At 67.0% G+C, this 22,137-nt stretch carries 18 protein-coding genes and 1 tRNA gene; 12 read left to right on the top strand and 7 right to left on the bottom strand.

Annotated elements, in window-relative coordinates:
• Window positions 1–62 precede the first annotated feature (62 nt).
• From A176_RS24605 to A176_RS24580, 6 genes are all read left to right on the top strand, one after another.
• Entirely contained in the window at window positions 63–1,985 is a 1,923-nt protein-coding gene (locus tag A176_RS24605; protein WP_226993976.1) for a hypothetical protein, read from the top strand.
• Window positions 1,982–3,307, top strand: a complete 1,326-nt coding sequence (locus A176_RS24600; RefSeq protein ID WP_044890958.1) for a hypothetical protein — start codon at window positions 1,982–1,984, stop codon at window positions 3,305–3,307. Before A176_RS24605 ends, A176_RS24600 begins: the two co-directional genes overlap by 4 nt.
• A 664-nt stretch (window positions 3,308–3,971) precedes the next feature.
• Entirely contained in the window at window positions 3,972–5,792 is a 1,821-nt protein-coding gene (locus A176_RS24595) for an N-6 DNA methylase (RefSeq protein ID WP_044890957.1), read from the top strand.
• Window positions 5,789–7,063 (top strand): restriction endonuclease subunit S, encoded by a 1,275-nt coding sequence (locus tag A176_RS24590; RefSeq protein WP_044890956.1) that lies wholly within the window; start codon window positions 5,789–5,791, stop codon window positions 7,061–7,063. The genes A176_RS24595 and A176_RS24590 overlap by 4 nt, the downstream gene beginning before the upstream one ends.
• Window positions 7,060–9,996 carry a type I restriction endonuclease subunit R gene (locus A176_RS24585; protein WP_002637251.1) on the top strand — a complete coding sequence of 979 codons (2,937 nt, stop codon included), beginning with the start codon at window positions 7,060–7,062 and terminating at the stop codon, window positions 9,994–9,996. Before A176_RS24590 ends, A176_RS24585 begins: the two co-directional genes overlap by 4 nt.
• A 3-nt stretch (window positions 9,997–9,999) precedes the next feature.
• Window positions 10,000–10,341 (top strand): YgjP-like metallopeptidase domain-containing protein, encoded by a 342-nt coding sequence (locus A176_RS24580; protein ID WP_002637252.1) that lies wholly within the window; start codon window positions 10,000–10,002, stop codon window positions 10,339–10,341.
• Window positions 10,342–10,909: 568 nt separating this feature from the next.
• Here A176_RS24580 and A176_RS24575 read toward each other — a convergent pair.
• Window positions 10,910–10,982, bottom strand: a tRNA-Asn gene (locus A176_RS24575).
• Window positions 10,983–11,120: 138 nt separating this feature from the next.
• On the opposite strand from A176_RS24575, the gene A176_RS24570 reads away from it, so the two are divergent.
• The 6 genes from A176_RS24570 (at window position 11,121) to A176_RS24545 (ending at window position 17,360) form a co-directional block, all read left to right on the top strand.
• A complete protein-coding gene (locus A176_RS24570) occupies window positions 11,121–12,317 on the top strand; it encodes an RsmB/NOP family class I SAM-dependent RNA methyltransferase (protein WP_002637253.1) in 1,197 nt (398 codons plus the stop codon).
• Between the two features lie 108 nt (window positions 12,318–12,425).
• Entirely contained in the window at window positions 12,426–13,337 is a 912-nt protein-coding gene (locus A176_RS24565) for a S66 peptidase family protein (RefSeq protein WP_002637254.1), read from the top strand.
• Entirely contained in the window at window positions 13,334–14,515 is a 1,182-nt protein-coding gene (locus A176_RS24560) for a serine hydrolase domain-containing protein (RefSeq protein ID WP_002637255.1), read from the top strand. The genes A176_RS24565 and A176_RS24560 overlap by 4 nt, the downstream gene beginning before the upstream one ends.
• Window positions 14,508–15,980 (top strand): UDP-N-acetylmuramate:L-alanyl-gamma-D-glutamyl-meso-diaminopimelate ligase, encoded by a 1,473-nt coding sequence (mpl, locus tag A176_RS24555; RefSeq protein WP_002637256.1) that lies wholly within the window; start codon window positions 14,508–14,510, stop codon window positions 15,978–15,980. Before A176_RS24560 ends, mpl begins: the two co-directional genes overlap by 8 nt.
• Before the next feature lies 1 nt (window position 15,981).
• Entirely contained in the window at window positions 15,982–16,527 is a 546-nt protein-coding gene (locus tag A176_RS24550) for a TlpA family protein disulfide reductase (RefSeq protein WP_002637257.1), read from the top strand.
• Window positions 16,528–16,538: 11 nt separating this feature from the next.
• Window positions 16,539–17,360 carry an inositol monophosphatase family protein gene (locus A176_RS24545; protein WP_002637258.1) on the top strand — a complete coding sequence of 274 codons (822 nt, stop codon included), beginning with the start codon at window positions 16,539–16,541 and terminating at the stop codon, window positions 17,358–17,360.
• 8 nt (window positions 17,361–17,368) lie between these two features.
• Here the strand turns inward: A176_RS24545 and A176_RS24540 are convergent, their stop codons facing one another.
• From A176_RS24540 to A176_RS24515, 6 genes are all read right to left on the bottom strand, one after another.
• Window positions 17,369–17,980: a polysaccharide biosynthesis/export family protein gene (locus A176_RS24540; protein ID WP_002637259.1), complete on the bottom strand. Its 612-nt coding sequence runs from the start codon at window positions 17,978–17,980 to the stop codon at window positions 17,369–17,371.
• Window positions 17,981–17,997: 17 nt separating this feature from the next.
• Window positions 17,998–19,263, bottom strand: a complete 1,266-nt coding sequence (locus A176_RS24535; RefSeq protein ID WP_002637260.1) for a hypothetical protein — start codon at window positions 19,261–19,263, stop codon at window positions 17,998–18,000.
• Window positions 19,264–19,382: 119 nt separating this feature from the next.
• Entirely contained in the window at window positions 19,383–19,946 is a 564-nt protein-coding gene (locus A176_RS24530) for a hypothetical protein (RefSeq protein ID WP_002637261.1), read from the bottom strand.
• Between the two features lie 87 nt (window positions 19,947–20,033).
• Window positions 20,034–20,480 carry a cyclic nucleotide-binding domain-containing protein gene (locus A176_RS24525; protein ID WP_002637262.1) on the bottom strand — a complete coding sequence of 149 codons (447 nt, stop codon included), beginning with the start codon at window positions 20,478–20,480 and terminating at the stop codon, window positions 20,034–20,036.
• A 41-nt stretch (window positions 20,481–20,521) separates the two neighbouring features.
• The gene (locus tag A176_RS24520; RefSeq protein ID WP_002637263.1) at window positions 20,522–21,859 is read right to left on the bottom strand and encodes an AgmX/PglI C-terminal domain-containing protein; all 1,338 of its coding nucleotides are present in this window, start codon (window positions 21,857–21,859) and stop codon (window positions 20,522–20,524) included.
• Between the two features lie 4 nt (window positions 21,860–21,863).
• On the bottom strand, window positions 21,864–22,136 hold the full coding sequence (locus A176_RS24515) for a hypothetical protein (protein WP_002637264.1): 273 nt from the start codon (window positions 22,134–22,136) through the stop codon (window positions 21,864–21,866).
• Between the last annotated feature and the right edge of the window lies 1 nt (window position 22,137).

Raw genomic sequence — 22,137 nt, 5'->3', positions numbered from 1 at the left:
CTCAAAGCCGCGAAGTGCTGGCGCCCTTCCTGGCGTGTGTCTCGCCCGCGGAATTCGTGGCCATGCAGCGCGGGGTGGACATGGCCGTGCTGGTGCAGTCCCTCTCTCCCTGGGACGCGGTCCGCCTGGGCGCCCTGGGGCCTCTGGACGAGCACGCCTCGGAAGTCCTCACTCGGAAACGCGCGGACTTCATCGTCGCGTCCGTGGAGAGGTACGGCGTGCCGTACGCCGAGGTGTTCACCCTCTTCGTCCTCCACTCGGCCTTCGACGACGAGCTGCGCGAGGTGGTGCAGCGGCTGGCCCGCGACAAGCAGTTGGAAGACACGCTGGGCGCCATGGCCTCTGTCCGCGAGGAGTTGAAGCGGCGGGGCCTGGAGCTGGAAGGCTTCCCGGAGCGGGGAGAGAGAGCTCGCGACGTGCTGCGCGGGCTGGGGCGAGCGGGCCGGGACATTCTCTCCAGCAGCCTGGTGAGTGGCGAGGCCCGGTACACGGAACTCATGGCGAGGCGTGGGCACATGCCGTCGCCGTACCAATTTGCCATCGAAGAGGTGGAGAAGGCCCTGCTGGAGAGGCACTACTCGCCGGGAAGTGTCTCGGCGGGAGCCTTCGACTCCCTGACATTCGGTGTACCGGTGGGCTTCTACCACCTGGCGGTGGGCACGGGGCACGGGGCGTACTCGCTCGCGCAGGGCAAGTACGAGCAGGCCACGCGCGAGCTGGCGCCAGCCGCGCTGGCGGTGGCGGTGTACGCCGGGGGCAAGGGCGCCCGGGCTCTGTTGGATTCGGGCGGAGGACTGAGGCGGCTCCGGATGCCGGCGCTCGACGTGGCCGGCATGAAGGCGCTGCTGGCGCGCCTGGAGGAGCAGGTCGGCATCAACGCCGCGCGCGACTTGCTTCGCTACCTGCAGGCGAGCCGCGAGGGTGCCCTGCTGGCCGCTGAGTGGGGTGAGGCGGGGCTGCTGGCGCTGTACGAGGCCCGCGGAAACTCGGCGAAGGCGCAGGCCGTGCTGATGGAGACGGCGAGCCGCGAGGCCGCCCAGGCAGTGGCCACGAGGGGCTCTGCGGGGAAGCAGCCCGTCAACCTGGACCTCTTCGAGCAGAACGCCGAGGTGTCCGCTGCGGAGGCGCAGGCGGCCAGCCGCGAGTCCTCCAAAGCTGCAACGACGAGGGAAGGGGCGAATCGCGAGCCCGCCCGGTCATCGGCGAAAAGGCAGCAGTTCGACAACCTGGACCTCTTCGCCCAGGACGCCAAGGTAGGCGCGGCGGAGGCCGCGAAGGCGAAGCTGTTCCTGGCGGAACTGGAGTCGCAGGGGCCCCGTCTCCCGAAGGACGCGAAGCTGCTGAAGCAGATGGCCCCGAAGCTGGAGGAGCCGCCGCCGGGAGTCGAGAAGGGGGCGCCGCTCTGGCAGGAGTACGTCGCCTACCGCAAGAGGCGGCTGAAGGAGATTCAGGACGGTGACGCCGTCAAGGGCCCCCTGAAGTGGGAGGGCTACGAGGGGATGCGCGCCTACTATGCTCGGGGCATGGCCTTCGAGCGGACCATGATCGCCATCCTGAAGGAGGACGCTGCATTGCCCCGCGCACAGAGGCGCTGGCTCGGCGCCTTCGAGGAGCCCCGTATCGAGACCCACGTCGGAGTCTCGAAGGTGGACCTTCGTTATGCGGACGTGCTCGTCATCGAAGCGAGGCCCACTCCGGGGCAGTCACCTCGGGTGGAGACGTTCAGCTTCAAGAGTCGTAACTTGGCCGTCCTGGACGACAATGCACTGCCTGTTCAGGTGAGTACGGACGCAAGTAACGCCATGAAGTACTACGGTGGAAAGGTGAAGATTCTTCGGGACGGTATGCGGCAGCAGGCGGATGTTAAACGAGTGCGCCTCGTTTACCAGGAGAAGGGACTCCTGCCCGACAATCGAAGCGGGTTGGATAGTTCGGTGAAAAACGCGCAGAAGCTGATTGTGGGGGTCGAGGTGCTTTTCCAATGAAGACGCTGACGCTGCGCGACTTGGACTCTCTGCGCTTCACTTTCGATGCGGTCTATGACGCGAGCAATGGCCTGGTGCGCGGAGTGGTGCCATTTCTTGAGGCTCTAGAGCAGTATGCCGACGGCTGGATGCCGACACTCGTCAAGACCAGCCGGAAGCGTAAATACTCCCGAGACGGGGTGCGGCTTGCGCTGGAGGAGCGGCGCCAGGAATATGGGACGATCATTGGACTAGTTCGGCCAGAGAATCCTGCTGTGTCGGTGGTGCTCACTCTCGGGCCCGAACAGGAACGGTCCCTCTGGAGCACTAATCTCACGGTGCAGCCGCTTTCCTTTTTTTCTGAGTTAGAGAGCTGTCGCCGATTCGTAGCGGTGGCTCGGGCCTGGGCCTCCCAATATCCTGCGAACTATGCTGCGGCGCACAGCGATGCCGACATGCAGCTCTCTAAATTCCCCAAGTTCGGTCGAGACAATGCGACATGGACCCGGGACGAGTTCGATAAGATTTATGAGCTGTTCTGGTTGAACATCTTCGGTCCCAAACTGGTGGAGTCAGTTGGCCGAGAGCGGATGCTCGCGACGCCTGCGCACCTCGTGGAGGAGCTCCCCAATGGCTCCGTCCTCCTGGTGCTGTGGCCCACTGCCTCCGACTTCGCCAGCGATGAGGCGCGCGTGGCTCAGGCCCAAGCCCATGTCCATCTGCGGCCGGACTTCGACTTCGACACGGTGCTCCGCACGCTGCGGGAGCGCAGCGCTGCGCTGATACCCGTCGAGCCGCGCTTCCACCCTGACGTGGCGCCGTTCCTCTCGCGGCTACCGGACGAGTTCTCCATCAGCGAGCGGCAACGGAAGATTGCCGAACTCAACGCCTTCCGGCCGCCGGTGCCGGAGGAGTGGCTCCCTGTCGCCCATCCCTCTGACGTGGCGAATCCGGAGCGCGTCCTCGAATCCTACGGAGACTTGTCCGAAGGTCTCGTGGCTGTGCTTCACACGGATGTACCCTCCATCATGAAGGAGACGCCTGAGTCTCTGACGGACCTCGACGTCCACTTCTGGAAGACCCACTTTCCCGAGCGCTACACGCGCGACGTCCTCGACGGACACACGATACCGGCGTTAGGCGCCTACCTGGGGGACGTGCTGGTGCGGCGACTGGGAGGGACGTGGGTGCTGCGGCAGAAGATGGAAGAGTCCCAGGTGCGTGTCGGCAAGCGCGTCTGGCTGCCCTTCCTCCGGGCTCGCCGGTACATGCAGTCCCGTCAGTCGCTGCTGGACTACTCGCTCACGCAGTTCTTCCATGAGGCGGAGCGGTACCGAGCCTGAAGAGGAGGGACTGCCAACCTACGCGCAAGTCGTGATAGCTGGCGCATGTGGCGCATCGGTGGCGCTTCAGCGGGAATTCCGGCGCCTGCGAGGTCGAGTTTGTGAACCTTGGTGCTGCCACCTGCGCGAGGGACGCGACATGAGCGGCGCCGAGAGTGCGAAGTGCGACGGGGCCCATGAATATGGGCTCGGCGTTGCCTAGCGGCTGGCTCCTCTCTGAATCTCTGTTCCATCGCAAGTCATCGAGCGTCATCCCTGCCGACAGACTGATGTTACCGAAGCCCGGGGCCCGTGAATCACCCTGCCAGAGACACTCAGAAGCGCACTTTCGCGCGCTACCTGCACGGGGCCGTCAACCCGAGGCATATCATCACTGACCGGGCCGCTGTGGTGCGCAAACTGGGGCTCATGTGGGCTCGGGCGACCCAGATTCTCGGTCACTGCTCATGCTGGCGCCCGACCTCCAAGACGCCGTCCTTGGAGCTTGAGGCCGTCAACGGCACTGAGCCTCCGGACCCTGGGGTGAGTTGTCTACATGTGCGCACATGCAGGGCAGCGGATGGTGTGGGCGAAGTCGAGCCCGAAGGTAGGGTGAATCCCTGTACAGGCGAGTAGGCATAGTGCTTCTTGACGCACGTTGTGCTATATATCAATTATGGCAAATATGCCGAACTCGATCGCCTTGACCGCCACCCTGAGGTCAATCCGCGCCAAGCTGGATCTTACCCAGGAGCAGCTCGCAGAGCGGCTCGGGGTGTCCTTCGCCACCGTAAACCGGTGGGAGGGCGGTTCGAGCAAGCCGCAGAAGGCTGCCCGCGAGGTCATCGCTGCGCTCGCCAACGAGGCCGGGCTCAATGGGGCAAACGAGGCGGAGGCTTCCGAATCTCCCGCTGCCGCAGCCGAGGTGACTAGGCGCCGCCGGGGCAAGGCGTCTGCCGCCGTTCCGAGCACAAAGCCGATGGAGCAGATGCTGTGGGACGCGGCCTGCTCCATCCGTGGCGAGAAGGACGCGGCGAAGTTCAAGGACTACCTGCTCCCGCTCCTGTTCTTGAAGCGCCTCTCCGACGTCTTCGACGACGAGATCGATCGCCTCGCCGAAGAGTACGGCGACCGCGAGACCGCGCTCGAGATCGCCGAGGGGGACCACTCGCTCCTGCGCTTCTACCTGCCAGCCGAAGCGCGCTGGGGCGTGATCAGCGGGCGCGAGGCCTTCGACTGGCCCGCCAAGGACAAGCCGCGCGACATCGGCGAGCACCTCACCAAGGGGGTGCGCGCGGTCGTGAAGCAGAACCCCTCGCTCTCGGGCGTCATCGACGTCGTCGACTTCGCCGCCGAACGCAACGGCGAGCGCGACATCAACCCCGCGAAGCTGCGCGGCGTCGTCGAGACGTTCTCGGATCCGCGCTACCGCCTCGGCCTCGCCGACGTGCAGCCCGACTTCCTCGGCCGCGCCTACGAGTATCTGCTGAGAAAGTTCGCGGAAGGTTCGGGACAGAGTGCCGGCGAGTTCTTCACCCCGACCGAGGTGGGCTTCCTCATGGCTTACATCATGCGGCCGAAGCCCGGCGAGGACTGCCACGACTACGCCTGCGGGTCGGCAGGCTTGCTCGTGAAGCTGCAGCTCGTCGCGCGCGAGCTGGATCCGACGAGCAAGGTTCCGCTCAAGCTGACGGGGCAGGAGCTGCAGGCCGAGAGCTACGCGGTCGCGAAGATGAACGGAATCATCCACGACATGCAGATCGAGCTCGCGCGGGGCGACACGATGATCAACCCCAAGTTCCGCACGCCGGACGGGAAGATCAAGACGCACGACGTGGTCGTTGCGAACCCAATGTGGAACCAGCCGTTCGCGCCCGACGTTTTCGCGAACGATCCCTTCGACCGCTTCCGCACCACCGGTGGGATCACGACCGGCAAGGGAGACTGGGCGTGGCTGCAGCACACGCTCTCGTGCCTGAACGACAAAGGTCGTGCCGCCGTGGTTCTCGATACCGGCGCAATGACGCGCGGTTCCGGTTCAAAGAACGACGACAAGGAGCGAAACATCCGTAAGTGGTTCGTCGACCGAGATCTCGTCGACGGCATCGTGCTGCTGCCAGAGAACCTCTTCTACAACACCACGGCGGCGGGCGTGATCGTCGTGTTGAACAAGCGGAAGCCCGCGTCGCGGAAGGGCCGCATCGTGCTCCTCAACGCGAGCCTGCACTTTCGCAAGGGCAAGCCGAAGAATTACCTGCCCGACGAGGACATTCGCACCCTTGCAGCGACGTTTCTCAAGGGAGAACCCGTGGAGGGTGAACTCGCGAACATCACGCGCGAGCAGGCTGAGGAGGCTGACTACAACCTCAGCCCGAGTCGGTGGGTAGCTCAGGGCGCCGCCGCTGACCATCGCCCCATCAGGAGCATCGTTGCGGATGTGCTCGCGCTTGACGAGCAGGCTCGTGCGATCGACCAAACCCTAGCAAGGCTGCTGGCTCCGCTATGACGAACCCGAACTGGAAGTGGCGACCTCTCGGCGAGCTGTTCGCGATCGGCGCAGGAAAGACGATGTCGGAAGCGGCGCGCACCGGGTCTGACAAGGTTCCGTTCCTACGCACGTCCAACGTGTTCTGGGACCAGATCGACCTCTCCGACGTTGATGAGATGGCGATTTCCCCTGCAGAACTGGCGGAAAAGAGTCTCAAGCCCGGGGACTTGCTCGTCTGTGAAGGTGGAGAAATAGGGCGCGCGGCGATTTGGGATGGCCAGGTCTCAGTGATGTCATTCCAGAATCACCTTCACCGGCTGCGTCCGCTGAACGAGGAGGCCGATGCGCGGTTCTATGTCTATTTCCTACAGAGCGCGTTTACGCAGCTTGGGATCTTCGCGGGCGCGGGCAACAAAACCACGATCCCGAATCTGTCCCGGAACCGGCTCGCCGCGCTCGAAGTTCCGTTCCCGCCGCTTGGTGAGCAACGTGCTGTCGCCGATTCTCTTCGCGCGGTCCGTCGAGCGCTCTCTCTTCATTCCGAGGCCTCGGCGACGGCTGACGAGCTCAAACGCGCAACGATGCGTGAGCTGTTCACGCGTGGATTGAGGGGCGAGACGCAGAGGGAGACGGAGATCGGCATGCTCCCGGAGAGCTGGTCGGTTCGTCGTCTTGGCGATGCCTGCACCCTCAGTACAGGAACGACTCCGTCGACCAAGCGAGAAGACTACTACCGCGGCACCATTCCGTTCATCAAGACCGCCGACATCGTCAACAACAGGCTTCGGGTCGCGAGCACGCACATCTCCGAGCAGGCACGCGCGGACTACAACTTGACGCTCTATCCGGCAGGCACCGTGCTTATGGCCATGTACGGCCAAGGCAAGACGAGAGGCCAGGTTGCCTTGCTCGAAGTCGCCGCCGCAACCACTCAGAATGCGGCTGCGATCGCACCGAAGGAAAGCATCATCGTGCCGAGCTTCCTCTGGCACTACCTGCTGAGCAGGTACGACGACCTTCGTGGCATGGGCTCCTTGGGGCACTTGTCGCATCTGAACCTTGGGTATCTTCGCGAGTTCCTGGTGCCGACTCCGTCCTTGCAGGAGCAGCACGACATCTCAATCGTGCTCAATGCGATCGATGACAAGATCAATCTCCATCGGCGCAAGTCCACCATGCTTGAGGAGCTTTTTTCCTCACTTCTGCACAAGCTGATGACTGGAGAAATTCGTGCTTCCAGCTTGGCTCTCTCTGCGCTCACTACGACCGCGCCGGAGGCCGCAGCATGAGCACGCTCAAGATCAGCGAGGCGGGCACCGTGCAGTTCCCAATGGTGAAGCACGCCGTCGAAATCGGCTGGGAACCGCTCACCCCTGAGTCCGCGAAGGAGAAGCGCGGCGGCGACGCCGGGATGCTCTTCCGCGATGAGCTGGCCACGAAGCTCGCGGCATTCAACCCGTGGATGTCGCCCGACGCTATCCGCTCCGTCATCGAAACGCTCGACGCGATTCCGCCGACCATCGAGGGCAATCGCGACATGCTCGCGTGGCTGCGCGGCGAGCGGCAGTGGTACGACGAGGAGGAGAAGCGCCACCGCGCGGTGAAGCTCGTCGACTTCGAGAGCACCAGCGCGAACTCGTTCCACGTGACGTGGGAGTGGGTGATCAAGCCGACCGGGCGCCCGAAGGGCAACCGTGCGGACATGATGTTCGTCATCAACGGCGTGCCCGTCTGCATCGTGGAACACAAGAACCCGAAGGACGGCGACGCAATCGAGCGCGCGGTGAAGCAGCTCCGTCGCTACGAGCTCGAGACGCCTGAGCTGATCGGCTCGCCCCAACTCTTCAACGTCACGCACCTGCTCGACTATTGGTACGGCGTCACTTGGAACGCCAACCGACGAGACATGGCGCGCTGGAAGCAGACGCGCGAGGAGAGCTACCGCTTCGCGGTGCAGGCATTCTTCGAACGCACCGACTTCCTGCGCACGCTCCAGCACTGGATACTCTTCTACGTTCAGGATAGCGAGACCCGGAAGTCCGTGCTGCGGCAGCATCAGCAGCGCGCCATTAACGCCATCGTCGATCGCTGCGCCGACTCGAAGAAGACGCGCGCGTTGGTCTGGCATACGCAAGGTTCGGGCAAGACCTTCAGCCTGCTCACCTCGGCTCGTCTCATCCTCGAGAACAAGGATCGCTTCAAAAACGCGACGGTGCTCCTCGTCGTCGACCGCACCGAACTCGAGGGCCAGCTCAAAGGATGGGTGGAGCGTCTGCTCGGTGAGATGCAGAAGCAGGACATCGCAACCAAGCGGGCCAACAGCAAGGCCGAGCTGCAGCGCCTCCTCGACAGCGACTTTCGTGGCCTGATCGTCGCGATGATCCACAAGTTCGAGGAGATCCGAAAGGACAGCTGCCTCCGCGACAACGTCTACGTCTTCATCGATGAGGCACATCGCTCAGTCGCGAAGGACCTCGGCACGTACCTGATGGCCGCCGTGCCGAACGCGACTATCATCGGCTTCACGGGAACGCCCATCGCGCGGAACTCGCAGGGCGAAGGTACCTTCAAGATCTTCGGTACGCAGGACGAACTGGGCTATCTCGACAAGTACTCCATCGCCGAGTCGATCGCAGACGAGACGACTCTGCCCATCAAACACGTGATGGCTCCGAGTGAGATGGCCGCGCCCGTAGACCTCCTCGACAAGGAGTTCTTCGACCTCGCCGCTGCTGAGGGCATCACCGATATCGAGGAGCTGAACAAGGTTCTCGACCGCGCCGTCGGATTGCGCACGTTCCTTGCCGCCGACGAACGCATCGAGAACGTCGCGAAGTTCGTCGCAGAGCACTTCAAAGAGAACGTCCTCCCGCTGCACTACAAGGCGTTCGTCGTTGCTGTGAGCCGGGAGGCGTGCGCGAAGTACAAGCGCGCCTTCGACAAGATTTTGCCGCCCGAGTGGACCGAGGCCGTCTACACGGAGAACGCCGCCGACGCGATCGACCGGCCTCTCGTCGCCAAGCTTCAGCTCAGCGAGGAGCGCGAGGAAGACGTGCGGCTTCTCTTCAAGAAAGCCGACAAGGGCCCCAAGATTCTCATCGTCACGGACAAGTTGCTGACCGGGTACGACGCGCCGCTGCTGTACTGCATGTACTTGGACAAGCCGATGCGCGACCACGTGCTCCTGCAGGCCATCGCCCGGGTGAACCGGCCCTACGTCGACGTCGAGGGCGTGCAGAAGCGCATCGGCCTTGTCATCGACTTCGTCGGCGTGCTGCGCGAGCTGAAGAAGGCCCTGCGCTTCGACTCCTCCGACGTCAGCGAAGTGATTGAGGACCTCGATGTCCTCATGGCCGACTTCAAGACGAAGATCGGAAAGGCGACGACCGAGTATCTCGAGGCTGGTGAAGGCGGCAGCGCCGACGAGCGCCTTGAGAAGATCGTCTATGGTAAGTTCCTCGACCCAGCCGTGCGCAAGGTGTTCTTCGAAGCCTACAAGGAGATCGAGAGCCTTTGGGAGATTCTCTCGCCCTCGCCCGAACTGCGCGACCACATCAAGACCTTCAAGGGGCTCGCGCAGCTCTACGCGGCAGTGCGCAACGCCTACTCGGACAAGGTCGGCTTCGTCGCTGACCTCGCATATAAAACGCGGCGCCTGATTGAAGAGAACGCGACGCAAGCTGGACTTGGGCGACTCACGAAGAGCATCACGTTCGACGTGAAGACACTTGAGTCGCTGAAGGGCGGGGACGGCCCTGATGAGGGCAAAGTCTTTAACCTGGTACGCGGGCTCCAGAAGGACATCGACGACGACCCGAGCGCGGCGCCTGTACTGAACCCGCTGAAGGAACGCGCGGATCGCATCCTGAAGGACCTCGAGTCCCGGAAGATCGATGGCCTCGCGGCGATGGACCTTCTCGCGGCCCTTGCCGCCGAGAAGGATGCGGCGATCAAGTCCGCTAAGGCGAGCGGTCTTTCCACACGCGCCTTCTCGGTGTTTTGGGTCCTGCGTGATGACGCAGCGCTGAAGCAGTCAAGCGTCTCGCCCATGGACCTCGCCAAGGAGGCCGAGGCTCTCCTCGCTCGCTTCCCCAATGCGGTGGTGAACGCTGACGAGCAGCGCCGACTGCGCGCCGGCCTCTACCGCCCCTTGCTGGCGCTCCAGAAGGACGAGCGCTCTCGCGTCGTGGATGTGGTTGTCGCGACGCTTCTTGCTGAGTAGCTGATGATGAAGAGTTCCCTCTATCCCACGCAGGAACTTCGACGCCGAGCCTTGGCTTGGGCGGTGAAGCTGCGCGTGAACCCTAGGACCATCCGCGTGCAGAACATGCGGCGGAAGTGGGGCTCGTGTTCGTCCTCAGGCACCGTCACGCTGGCGAGCGATCTCGTCGACCAGGACCCGCGCTTCCAGGACTTTGTCATCGCCCATGAGTTGCTACACCTGCGCGTACCGACTCACGGTCGCCTCTTCAAGGCACTCATGAGTGCGTACGTACCGGGGTGGCACGAACTCGAGGATCAGAGGGGAACCTCGCGTCCGACCAAGGGAGGTGCCCGTGGCCAGTAGCGTCGCTCCGCTGAGGAACACGGGTGGCGGCGGCTTCCTCTTCGAGGACCACGCCAGTGCTTGGCTGCTCGCCTCCATGCTGGTTGGGGAGCCCGTTCGAGATTGTCAGTGGAGGCGACTGATCCGAGGCTTCCGAACGTACCTTCACTTTGAGTACTGGGGGGAAGGCTCCCGCCGACTTTGTGCCACCCCCTCAGAGACCAGCAAAGCAGGTGAAAGACGCAACCAAAAACCAGAGAGAGGCGCCCTCTCAGAAACCTCAAAGAGGAAAGAGTGGATATCCAGGGAAATGTTGTTAACCGCCTCCCCAAAAGTTAACAGCACTTGTTAACCGCTCTTGGTCTCTCTCTCCCCAAAACGGGTGAAAGAGCGGTCCGGAGAGCCCGGTTGGCGGCGGAGGAGAGGGGTCATCTTGCTCTGCGGGGTGGAGAGCCGAGAGCGCCCTCTTCAGCACCGCGAGCCAGAATCCCTTGGGATTCAGCGGCTTAGCACGAAGGCCCCGCGATATCATCGCGAGGCCCTTGTTAAACAAAAAGGGCCCTACCAGTTGGTAGGGCCCTTCAAGTAGCTCCCCGACGTGGACTCGAACCACGGACCTAGTGATTAACAGTCACCCGCTCTACCGGCTGAGCTATCGGGGAATATGTCGTCCCGGCGGAACCGCGTTGCCGTGATGAGGCGCTTTCTAGAGAATGGTGCCCGCTCTGTCAACAGTCCCTTTTGATCCATTCTCCCGGCTCCACCTCCAGCCCTGGTCCGCACTCTCCGGACTGGGCCCCGTGGCGGCCGATTCCATTGCCCAGGTGCTCGCCGGGTCCGCCGCTGAGCGCGTGCTCGACCGCACTCTGCGTGACCATCGCTCCCTGACTCGCGAGCAGCGCCAGGCCCTCAAGGAGGCCGTCTTCAACGTCGGGCTCTGGCGCCGCCGCCTTGGGTTCCTCCTCGGTCGGGAGGACGCCGCGCCTCCCTTCCTGCTCCATGCCCTGCTTCATGGCCTAGCGGGCGTTCAGGCCCCGGAGGCCGCCGCTCTGGCCGGACTGGGGGAGGAGACTCCGCCTTCGCTGGTGTCGGAAGCGCCCCCCACGCTCGCGCTCCGGGCCTCCCTGCCGGACTGGCTCGCCGACCACTTCGCCCGGGAGTTCGGCCCCGAGGCCGACGACTTCTGTGCCCACCTGAACGTCCCGGGCCCCATCACCCTGCGGACCAACGTCCTCCGCATCTCCCGGGAGGCGCTGGCCGAGCGGCTTCGCTCCGAGGGCGTGGAGACCCGCCTGGGGCCCTGGAGCCCGCTGGCGCTCCATATCGAGGGGCCTCGGCCCAACCTCTATGGCCTCCGGTCGCTTCAGGAGGGCCTGCTCGAGGTCCAGGACGAGGGCAGCCAGCTCCTGGGGCTCGTCGTGGGCGCCCAGCCCGGGGAGACCGTGCTGGACCTCTGTGCCGGGGCCGGGGGGAAGACGCTCCAGCTCGGCGCGGACATGAAGGACTCGGGACGGCTCCTGGCCTATGACCCGGATGCCGAGCGGCTCGACCGGCTCCTCCAGCGCTCCGCCCGGGCGCACCTCACCCGGGTCCAGGTGCTCCGGAGCCTTCCCGAGGGGCTCTCCGCGGACCGGGTCCTCGTGGACGCGCCTTGCTCGGAGCTGGGCTCCCTTCGCCGGGGGCCCGACCAGCGCTTCCGCATCCAGCCTGAGGTGCTCACCCGGTTCCCGGCGCTGCAGCAGGAGATTCTCCAGCGCGGGGCCCGGCTGGTGCGTCCCGGCGGGCGGCTCGTCTACGCCACCTGCACCGTCAACCGCTTGGAGAACGAGGACGTCGTCGCGGAGTTCCTGGCGTCCAACCCGGACTTCCGCCTCGTGCGGCCCGGGGCGGGGTGGCTCCCGGACGCGTGTCTCCGAGACGGGTTCCTCTTCGTCGCGCCCCACCGGCATGGCACGGACGCCTTCTTCGCGGCCGTCCTGGAGCGCTCGGCAGGGTAGGGGCGGGGGCGACGGGCGGTCGCAGTGTTCGTGTTCCGACGGACGGGGGAACTCAACGCTTCGCCCGCCCGGGTCTCGAATCACCGTGCCCCTCGGGCCCTGGGTGCTATGAAGCGCACCGTGCGCTGGCTCAAGCCCCTCCCGCTCCGTCCTCGCGACGCCGTGCATGTCGTCGCTCCCGCAGGGCCCTTCGACCGTCCGACCTTCGAAGTCGGGCTGGCCGTCATCGCCGAGCGCTACCGCCCCATCCACGCCCCCGACATCTTCGCCTCGCACCGCTACCTCGCGGGGGATGACGCGCGCCGGGGCGGGGAGCTGTCGCGCGCGCTGCTGGACCGGGATGTTCGCGCCATCTTCAGTGCTCGCGGAGGCTATGGCAGCGCCCGGCTCCTTCCGGACCTTCCCTTCGCGGATGCCTCGCACGCGGCCTTCGTCGGCTTCTCCGACCTCACCTCCGTTCACGGAGCGCTTCAGGCGCTGGGGCGCGTCTCGTTTCACGGGCCCGTCCTCACCCAGCTCGGCCGGCAGCCTTCCGAGGTCCGCGAGTACCTGTTCCGGCTCCTCGAGTCGCCGGAGCCGCCGCCGCCGCTGACGGGCTCGGCCACCTATGTGCCGGGCATGGCCGAGGGCCACCTCGTCGGCGGCAACCTGTCCGTGCTGTCCCGCCTCATCGGCACCTCGTACATGCCGCCGCTCGACGGCGCCGTGCTCCTGCTGGAGGACGTCACCGAACGCCCGTACCGCATCGACCGCATGTGGACCCACCTGCGCCTGGCGGGCGTGTTCTCTCGCGTGCGCGGTATCGTCCTGGGCGACTTCACCGGCTGCGAGGAGAAGGGCGCTGACTACTCCTGCGCCGATGTGCTCCGAGAGCTCGCTCGCGAGGCGGGCCTCCCTTGCGCCGCGGGCTTTCCCATTGGCCACGGTGACATCAACTACCCCGTGGCGCTCGGCACGCAGGTCCGCCTGGACGCGGACGCCGCGCGCCTCACGTTCCTCGAAGGAGCCGTGCTCGCATGAGTGGCGGTACGCACCCCATCGCGATTCTGCAGAAGGTCCTCGATGACGCCTGTGGCATCGGCGTCTTCCCCTCGGCCCAGGCCGTCGTCCTGCACCGGGGCGTCCAGGTGTTCGGCGGCGTCGCGGGCAACGTCTCCGGCGACACGCGCTTCGACCTCGCCTCGCTCACCAAGGTCCTCAGCACCACTTCGCTCTTCCTCCGTCTCTGGACGGAAGGGAAGGTGGGCCCCGAGACGCTGGTGTCCCGCTACTTCCCGGGCACGCCCGTGGGCGACGCCGGCGTCACCGTGGCGGACCTGCTCTACCACCGCTCCGGTCTGCCCCCCTTCGTGCCCTTCTTCGCGAAGGCGCTCACCGCGCACCCGGAGTTGCTCAACGCGGACTGTCCCTCCGCCCTGCGCGCCCGCGTCCGCGACGAGGTCATCCAGGCCGCCGCCAGCACGCCGCTCGCCGCCGAGCCCAAGACGCGTGCCGCCTACAGCGACGTGGGCTTCATCCTCCTGGGCGAAATCCTCTCGCGGGCCGCGGGCGCTCCGCTGGACACGCTGTTCTCCCAGCACGTCGCCGAGCCCCTGGGCCTCGGTGCCCGGTTCCACCGCCTCACCGACTTCCCCGCCGACGCCGCGCCCGCGCCCACCGGCGCCACCCGTCCGCGCGAGCCGGCTCCGGGGCAGGAGGGCCTGTGGAAGGATGTGCCCGTCCAGCCCACGCGCCTGGGCGAGGTCGATGACGACAACGCCTGGGTGATGGACGGCGTCGCGGGGCACGCGGGCCTCTTCGGCACCGCCGTGGACGTGGCGCGCTTCGGCCAGGCGGTGCTGGACGGCTGCTCGGGGTCGGGCGTGCTCGCGCCGGGGCCGTTGTGGCATCGCGCGCTCGCCACCGACCCGCTGCTCCAGGGCAGCACGCGCTCCATGGGCTTCGACTCACCCTCCGAGGGCGTGTCCAGCGCCGGCCATTACATCGGTGACACGCCGCCGGGCGCGGTGGGGCACCTGGGCTTCACCGGCACCAGCCTCTGGGTGGACCTGCGCCGCTCGCTGGTGGTGGCGCTGGTGACCAACCGCGTGGCCAACGGCCGCCAGGAAACGCGCATCCGGGATTTCCGCCCCCTCTTCCATGACTTCGTCGTGGAGGCGCTCGGGCTCACCGAACTCAAGCAGGGACATCATGGCTGACGACAACGGAAACGTCCTCGACACCCTCGAACCCGGCAGCGTGCGGCGCATCCACCTGGTGGGCGTGGCCGGCACGGGCATGGGCTCCTTCGCCGGCATGCTCAAGGCCGCCGGCTACGACGTCACCGGCAGCGATGAGAATGTCTACCCGCCCATGAGCGACATGCTCCGGACGTGGGGCATCCCCGCCTCCACGCCGTACCGCCCGGAGAACCTGGACGCGGCGAAGCCGGACCTCGTCATCATCGGCAACGTCATCCGCCGCGTGAATCCCGAGGCCACCGCCGTGCGCGAGCGAGGGCTCAAGCAGATGAGCTTCCCCGCGGCACTGGGCTCGCTCTTCCTGGACCGCTCGCACTCCGTCGTCGTGGCCGGCACGCACGGGAAGACCACGACGTCCTCGCTCATGGCCCACGTGCTGGTGGCGGCGGGCAAGGACCCGTCCTTCCTCGTGGGCGGCGTCACGCAGAACTACGCGGGCAACTACCGCGTGGGGAAGGGCGCGCACTTCGTCGTCGAAGGCGACGAGTACGACACCGCGTACTGGGACAAGGGCTCCAAGTTCCTCCACTACCGGCCGCGCACCGCCATCCTCACCAGCGTGGAGTTCGACCACGCGGACATCTTCCGCGACTTGCCGCACTACGAGGCGACCTTCGAGAAGTTCGTGCGCCTCATCCCCGAGGACGGACAGCTCGTCGTCTGCGCCGCCTACCCCAACGCGGTGAAGCTGTCCCGCGAGGGCTGCAAGGGTCGCGTGGTGACGTACATCGCGAAGGAGGGCGCGGACGCGGACTACACGCCGCGCAACCTGTCCTTCGGCCCCGAGGGCGCGCGCTTCGACGTCGTGGCCCACGGCGAGTCGCTGGGCACGGTGCGGCTCCCCATGGGCGGCGCGCACAACGTGGAGAACGCGCTGGCCGTCATCGCCGCCGCGCGGGGCCTGGGGCTCTCGTTCGACGAAATCGCCCAGGGCCTGGCCAGCTTCAGCGGCGTGAAGCGCCGGCAGGAGATTCGCGGAGAGCCCGACGGCGTCATGGTGATTGACGACTTCGCGCACCACCCGACGGCGGTGCGGGAGACCATCGCGGCCATCCACCACCGCTACCCGCAGCGGCGCCTGTGGGCCATCTTCGAGCCGCGCTCCAACACCAGCCGCCGCAACATCCACCAGGAGGACTACGCCCACGCCTTCACCGGCGCGGCCCGCGCGAGCCTCAAGGTGCCCGAGCGCCACGACAAGGTGCCCGTGGGCGAGGAGCTGGACGTGCGCAAGCTCGTCACGGACCTCCAGGCCCAGGGCATCCCCGCCGAGGGCGCCACGGACGTGCAGACGCTGGTGGACCTGGCCGCCCAGGAGGCCCGTCCCGGTGACGTGCTGCTGGTGATGAGCAACGGGGCCTTCGGGGGATTCATCGACAAGCTGCTCGCGGCCCTGACGGCCCGGGCTGGGAAGGGGGCCTGAGATGCAGCGCCATGCGTTCACCGTTCTGGCAGGCGTGCTCGCGCTGACCGGCTGCGCCCGTCGGGACATCCCGCCGCCCGACGCGGCCGCGAGCCAGCGCAGCGGCCTCAAGTCGGGGCAGCCGCTGCAGTTCCAGGTGAAGCGGTACCCGGGCGGTGAGTCCTACGACATCGCCTCGGACCGGGGCAGCGTGGTGGTGCTCGACGTGTGGGCTACGTGGTGTGAGCCCTGCAAGGACGCGCTGCCCTACTACCAGGACCTGGCCAACGAGTACGCGGCCCAGGGCCTGAAGGTGTACGCGCTCAACATCGATGAAGACGCGCGCGCCATCCCCACCTTCCTGGAGGAGACGAAGGTGACGCTGCCCATCCTGGTGGACCAGAACGCCCAGGTGGCCGAGCGCACGCTGAAGGTGCGGGGCATGCCCACGACGTATTTCATCGACCGCAAGGGCCGCGTCCGCCACGTCCACGAGGGCTTCGCGGAGGAGTTCCTCGCGAAGTACCAGACGGAGCTCGAGGCGTTGCTCGCCGAGCCCAGCCCCTAGAGGAGCGCGACATGTCCCAGGAGTCCCCCGCCAGCCTGCGCCGCACCGCCGAGGAAGGCGCCCGGCTGGCCGGCCGCATCCTCGCGGACCGCTTCCTGGGCGAGCGCACCATCGAGTTCAAGGGCGGCATCGACCTGGTGACGGACGCGGACAAGGCCTCTGAGGAGGCCCTGCTGGCCTTCATCCGTGAGCGCCACCCGGACCACGCCATCCTCGCGGAGGAGAGCGGCGCCACGCAGGGCTCGGACAGCCTGCGCTGGCTGGTGGACCCCTTGGACGGCACCACCAACTACTCGCACCGCGTGCCGCACTTCTGCGTCAGCGTGGCGGTGGAAGGCCCCGGCGGCGTGCTGGCCGGCGTCGTGTACGACCCGATGCTGGACGAGCTGTTCTCCGCCGCGCGAGGGCAGGGCGCCACCCTCAACGGCCGTCCGCTGCGCGCCAGCACCGTGTCCACGCTGGACCGCGCGCTCCTGTGCACGGGCTTCCCCTACGACGTGCGCGAGCGGCCCGAGGGGCCCGTGGGCCTCTTCAGCCGGCTCATCCTCCACGCGCAGGGCATGCGCCGCACGGGCAGCGCCGCCATGGACCTGGCCTACGTGGCCGCGGGCCGCTTCGACGGCTTCTTCGAGTTCGGACTGAAGCCCTGGGACATCGCCGCGGGCTCGCTGCTGGTGGAGGAGGCGGGCGGCGTCATCCGCCACATCTCCGGCGCGCCGTTCGACGTGCGGCGCGGTGACGTGATTGCGTCCGCCCCCGCGCTGGCCCCGTCGCTGCTGGCCGAGGCGAAGCGTTTCGTGGACGGCCTGCGCGAGAGTCCTCCGCGCGGCTGAGGCGCGGGTTAGAAGAAGCTCTCCGGCACGAAGACGATGTCGCCGGGCTGGAGCATGAAGTTCTTCTCCCGCCCCACGCCGATGTCCTCCACGGGCACGCGAATCTTGCGCTCCTGCCCGTCCACCACGCGCGTCACCAGCGTGTTGTTCTTCGCCGCCAGCTTGGTGAAGCCGCCCGCGAGGGTGATCGCCTGGACGATGGACATCTCGTTGTCCACGGGGAAGGTGCCGGGCTTCTGCACCTCGCCGAAGACGAACACCTTCTGGGAGTTGTACTCGCGGATGAGCACCGACACCTGCGGGCGGCGCACGTAGCGCGCCAGGCAGTCGCGCAGCAGGTCCGCGGCCGAACTGGGCGTCGTCCCCGACAGCGGCACCTTGCCGCACAGCGGATAGTCGATGGTGCCTTCACCGGAGACGCGCCAGGTGCCGGAGTGCTCGGGCTCCTGGAAGACGCGCACCTCCACCACGTCACCGGGGCCCAAGGTTCCGCCGGGACGGGCCGGCGTGGCGGTCTCCGCGGCGGGTGTGGGCGCGGGCGGCGGCGGACGCTGCGACGTCCCGAAGCACGCGGGCAGCGCGGCGAGGGACAGGACGGTGAGGAAGCGCTTCAGCTCCACGCGGATGGGGGCCTCCGTCAGTACGTCACGGAGAGGCGGGCGAACCCCTCGTGCCGCGTGAAGTTGAGGCCGCCGCCACTCACGGAGGAGGAGCGGCTGCCGAGCATGTAGCCGGCCGCGCCCGTCAGCCACGGGTAGAACTGATACTCCGGGCCCAGATTCACACTGTAGAGGGTGTCGTTGCGGCCACCGTCGAAGCGCAGGAAGTCCACCGCCACGAGCGCCGCCACCGTCAGCTTGCCGCCGAAGAGGGCGCGCACTTCACCGTAGCCCCGGTTGTCGACGAACAGGTTGTAGGCGGCCACGGGCTCAATCATCCGCAGGTAGCCGGCCTTGAAGGTCAGCGTGGGGCTATAGAGGTAGGTGCCCTCCAACTGTCCCAGGAAGGTGCCGCCGCCCGTGCTGGCGAGATTCTGTCCCCAGCCCGCCTTGGCCACGACGGCCACCTTGGGCGAGACGAGCCCCGCCACGCCGCCCATGGCGCGCAGCAGCGAGGCGCTGGGCGTGACGTCATTGAAGTAGCTGCGGACGTCCAGGTTCGTGTCGAGCACGAACGCCGTCTTCGGCAGGAAGCGCCAGCGGCCCTCGGCGCCCACGCGCAGGTTGCCGTAGTCGAAGCGCTCGACCTCGGATGGGGCGCACACGCTTTCGTTGCAGCCGATGGGGCTCACGGTGCTCAGCGGCTGGAAGAACTCCACCGCGTAGGCCGCGCTGGGAATCAGCTCCAGGGCGCCGCCACCGGGCCGCCACGGCGTGCGCACGCGGGCCTCGTTGAAGAGGCTGAGCACGCCCACGCCCACCGCCGCGGTGCGCGTGCGGTCCGAGCGGGCGAACTGGTTCGACACCTCCACCGACAACGGCGCGTCCGGATTGAAGCGCGCGTTGAGGTTCGCCGCGCCCTCCATCCGCGAGGCCGTGGTGGCGCTCTTCGTCACCAGGCCCGTGTACATCACGTAGTCCAGGTTGGCGCCGAGGTTGAACTCCAGCTTGGAGGACGGAATCTCCAGGCGGAAGCCGGGGCGGAAACGCAGCGCCACGTCGCTCGCCAGGTTGGCGGAGACGGGCGTCATGTCGGGCTCGGGCAGGTTGGGGGGCGTGAAGTAGCCCACGCCACTGTCCAGCCGCGTCTCCAGGTCGAAGAAGGGGTGCAGCCGCCCGCTGCCCACCTTGAAGCCGTTGCCCCCCGTCGGCGGCGCGGAGATGCCCTGGGCCTGGGCCGTGCCGCCAAGGGCAAGCAGCGCCAGCGCACCCAGTCCACCCCAGAATGTCGCGCGCTGCTTCATGGCTCAGTGGGGCTTCCCAGGCGTGAGGCGCAGGTCCTCCCACCTTTCGTGCTGACGGCCGGCGGCGTCATAACATGCGAGTCGGGCCGGACCGAACGTTTCGTTGTGGAGCGACGGTGCTACCGGACGGGGCTGGCGGGCGGGGGGCGCACCAGGACGATGTCGGGAGAAATGGGACGGCTGGGGTCTCCGCCGGGGAGGTTGGTGGGCTCTTCCACCTCCACGAAGAGGTTCTCATCGGTGCGGAACGCGAGCTGGCCGATGCACTCCTCGGCTTCGGAGCGCAACTGCGACACCTTCTGCTGGGCGATCAGCACCTTGGTGAATTCGTGCTCGCTGGACGAGGGCTCCTGGCGAGAGACGGCCTCTTGAAGAGACACGTCCGCCTGCTCGGAGATGCGCAGCAGGCCCTTGATTTGCGTGAGCTTTTCGTTGGCGCAGTTGAGCTTCACCACGTCCTTGGTGCGCCGGGCCTCCTCGACCTTGCCGATGACGGCGCGGAGCACCTCACGCATGCCGCCCAGGGCCTGCGTGCTGCGCGTGAGCTTCACCGAGTCCGGTACGTCGCTGGCCTTCTCCAGCGCCGCGGTGGCGGCGGGACGGGCGGGGGGCGCGGCGGGGGACGGGCTTTGTGCCGTCGCCATGCCGGCGGCCAGGATGGCGAGCATTCCGACGTTGCGCATGCGGCTCACGATGCCGCAGAGCGTAGAGGCAGGGGTGGGGGGTGTCAAACCAACACGAGGGCGATGAAAGTGGTCATGACTGGTTAATCACGCCTTCGAAGCGAGTCGGACGTTGGCTTCGCGCAGCCGGGCAGACAGGCTCCTGGCGATATTCACCACGATGAAGGTGAAACCATCTCCATGCGTGCTCCGGAAGTCGCGGAGGTCCTGTGCGCTGAGCTGGAGCAGGTCCACGTCCGTCTTCGCGTGGACCGTGGCGGAGCGGAAGTCCTTGTCGATGAGGCCCATCTCTCCGAAGAACTCGGGCGGTGACAACACCGCGAGCGAGTGCATGCCGCCGCCGGGCTGACGGCGCGCGACCTCCACCTGACCGTGCACGACGACGAAGAGGCTGTCGCCCAAATCACCTTCCTCGAAGATGACCTCGCCCGCCGCGAAGTTCCGCGCCCGCGCGAGCTCCGCGAGGCGGTGCAGCTCCGCGGTGGAGAGCATCTCGAAGAGCGGCGACGAGGCGATGACGGACAGCTTCTCCATAGTCCCCCCGGGGCCCGGGATGGGTGCTCCGGGGCGGGAGCCTAGCCTGCCGGCGCGAAGACGAAGGGGTAGGAAACAGCGGTCTCGTCGTCGGGTTTGAAGGGGAACACCCAACTGCGGATGGTGGTGCGGATGCAGCTTCCCACCGCCTCGCTGCCCAGGGTGTTCTCCTCGATTTCGATGTCCCCCGCGCGGCCGGACGTCTTGATGGTGAAGCGCACCACCACCTTGCCCTTGAGGTTGGGGTTCCGCTTGAGCTCCTTCTCGTAGCAGCTCTGGATGGCGGCCTTGCGCGCGCGCACGTAACGGGCGAGCGCGTCCCGGTCCACGTCCGCGCTCTCGATTTCGGGCGAGGCGTCCTGGACGCGGCCCTTCACCACCGTCTCCTTCTTGTCGCCCAGGTCCACCTTGCCGGCGCCCTGGGTGCCAATGGCGCCGATGTCCGTCACCGTGCCGGTGCCACCGCCGCGAGGACCTCCGGGAGTGCCCACGGAGGCCTCGCGGGCCACGCCCACGCCGCCCGCGCCGGCCAGGGCCTCGGCGATGTCACCCGCGCCACTGGCGCTTCCCAGCACGTCCGCGAACGCGCCCTGGCCGCCGCCGCGGTTGGAGCCGAGAATCTTGAGCAGGCCCGTGTTGGAGACCTTCTTCACCACCTCCGCGCGGCGCTGCTGCACGGCGTCGCCCGAGGCCTTGGGCTCGGAGGGGGCATCTTCCTTGGGCGCGGCCTCCGGCGTGTCCGCCTTGGGGGCCGGGCCCGCCTCCACGGGCTTGGGCGCTTCCACCGGACGCTGGGGGATGATGGCGCGCACGAAGCGGTCATCCAACTCGTCCAGCTCCAGCTCGGCCACCTGCGGCGTCTCCGAGGAGATGATGAGCGCGGCACCGGAGAAGTGGACCAGCAGCGAGGCGGCGAGGATGCCGAAGAAGACGCGGTCCATCGTCTTCCACCGGCTGACCATGACGTCGGCGGGCAGCACCGGCTTCGCCTCTTCGGGCGGCGGCGTGACGAACTGGAAGAAGAGGGTGGCGTCACCCAGCTCCACCTTGCCGCGCGCCGTCTCCTGGAGCGGCAGCACGTGCAGGTCGCCGCGGCGGGTGGTCAGGCCCTGCGTGCGCAGCGAGTCGAAGTCCACGTCGGACGAGCCCAGGTTGACGCGGCCCTGCATGTCCGGGGCGATGACGAGCTGGAACTGCTGGTTCTGGTTCTCCAGCAGCGCGAAGCGCGCGGGCCGGCCTTCGGCCACGGGCAGGACGATGGTGTTCTTCGCGTCGTGACCGATGGTGACCGCTTCGCGGCGGACGTGGTGCTCCTCGACGATGCGGCCGTTCTGGATGACGCCGACGCGGAGCAGCTTGTTCTGCGAGGTGGCGGCCATGGGACTAGAAGGGTTCCTGTTCCACGCTCTTCTCGACCTTGGGCAGGAAGCTCTCGGTGCGGTTGAGGTCGTCGAAGCTCAGGTTGGAGCGCTGGAGGATGTACATGGCCTGGGGCTTCTGGATGCGGCCTTCCACGGTGAGGGCCTCCAGGCGGATGACCTTGCGCGGGGCCTTCTTCGACGGAGCGTTGCTGCTGGCCGTGGCGGAACGCTTGGCGTCCTGCGCGAGCACGGGCGCGGCGGTGAGCAGCACGATGAGGGCGAGGGTGGGGCGCATG

It is taken from the genome of Myxococcus hansupus, assembly GCF_000280925.3.
Lineage (GTDB): Bacteria > Myxococcota > Myxococcia > Myxococcales > Myxococcaceae > Myxococcus > Myxococcus hansupus.
The sequence above is the reverse complement of the archived record's forward strand: the minus strand, read 5'-3'. Positions and strand labels throughout refer to the sequence as shown.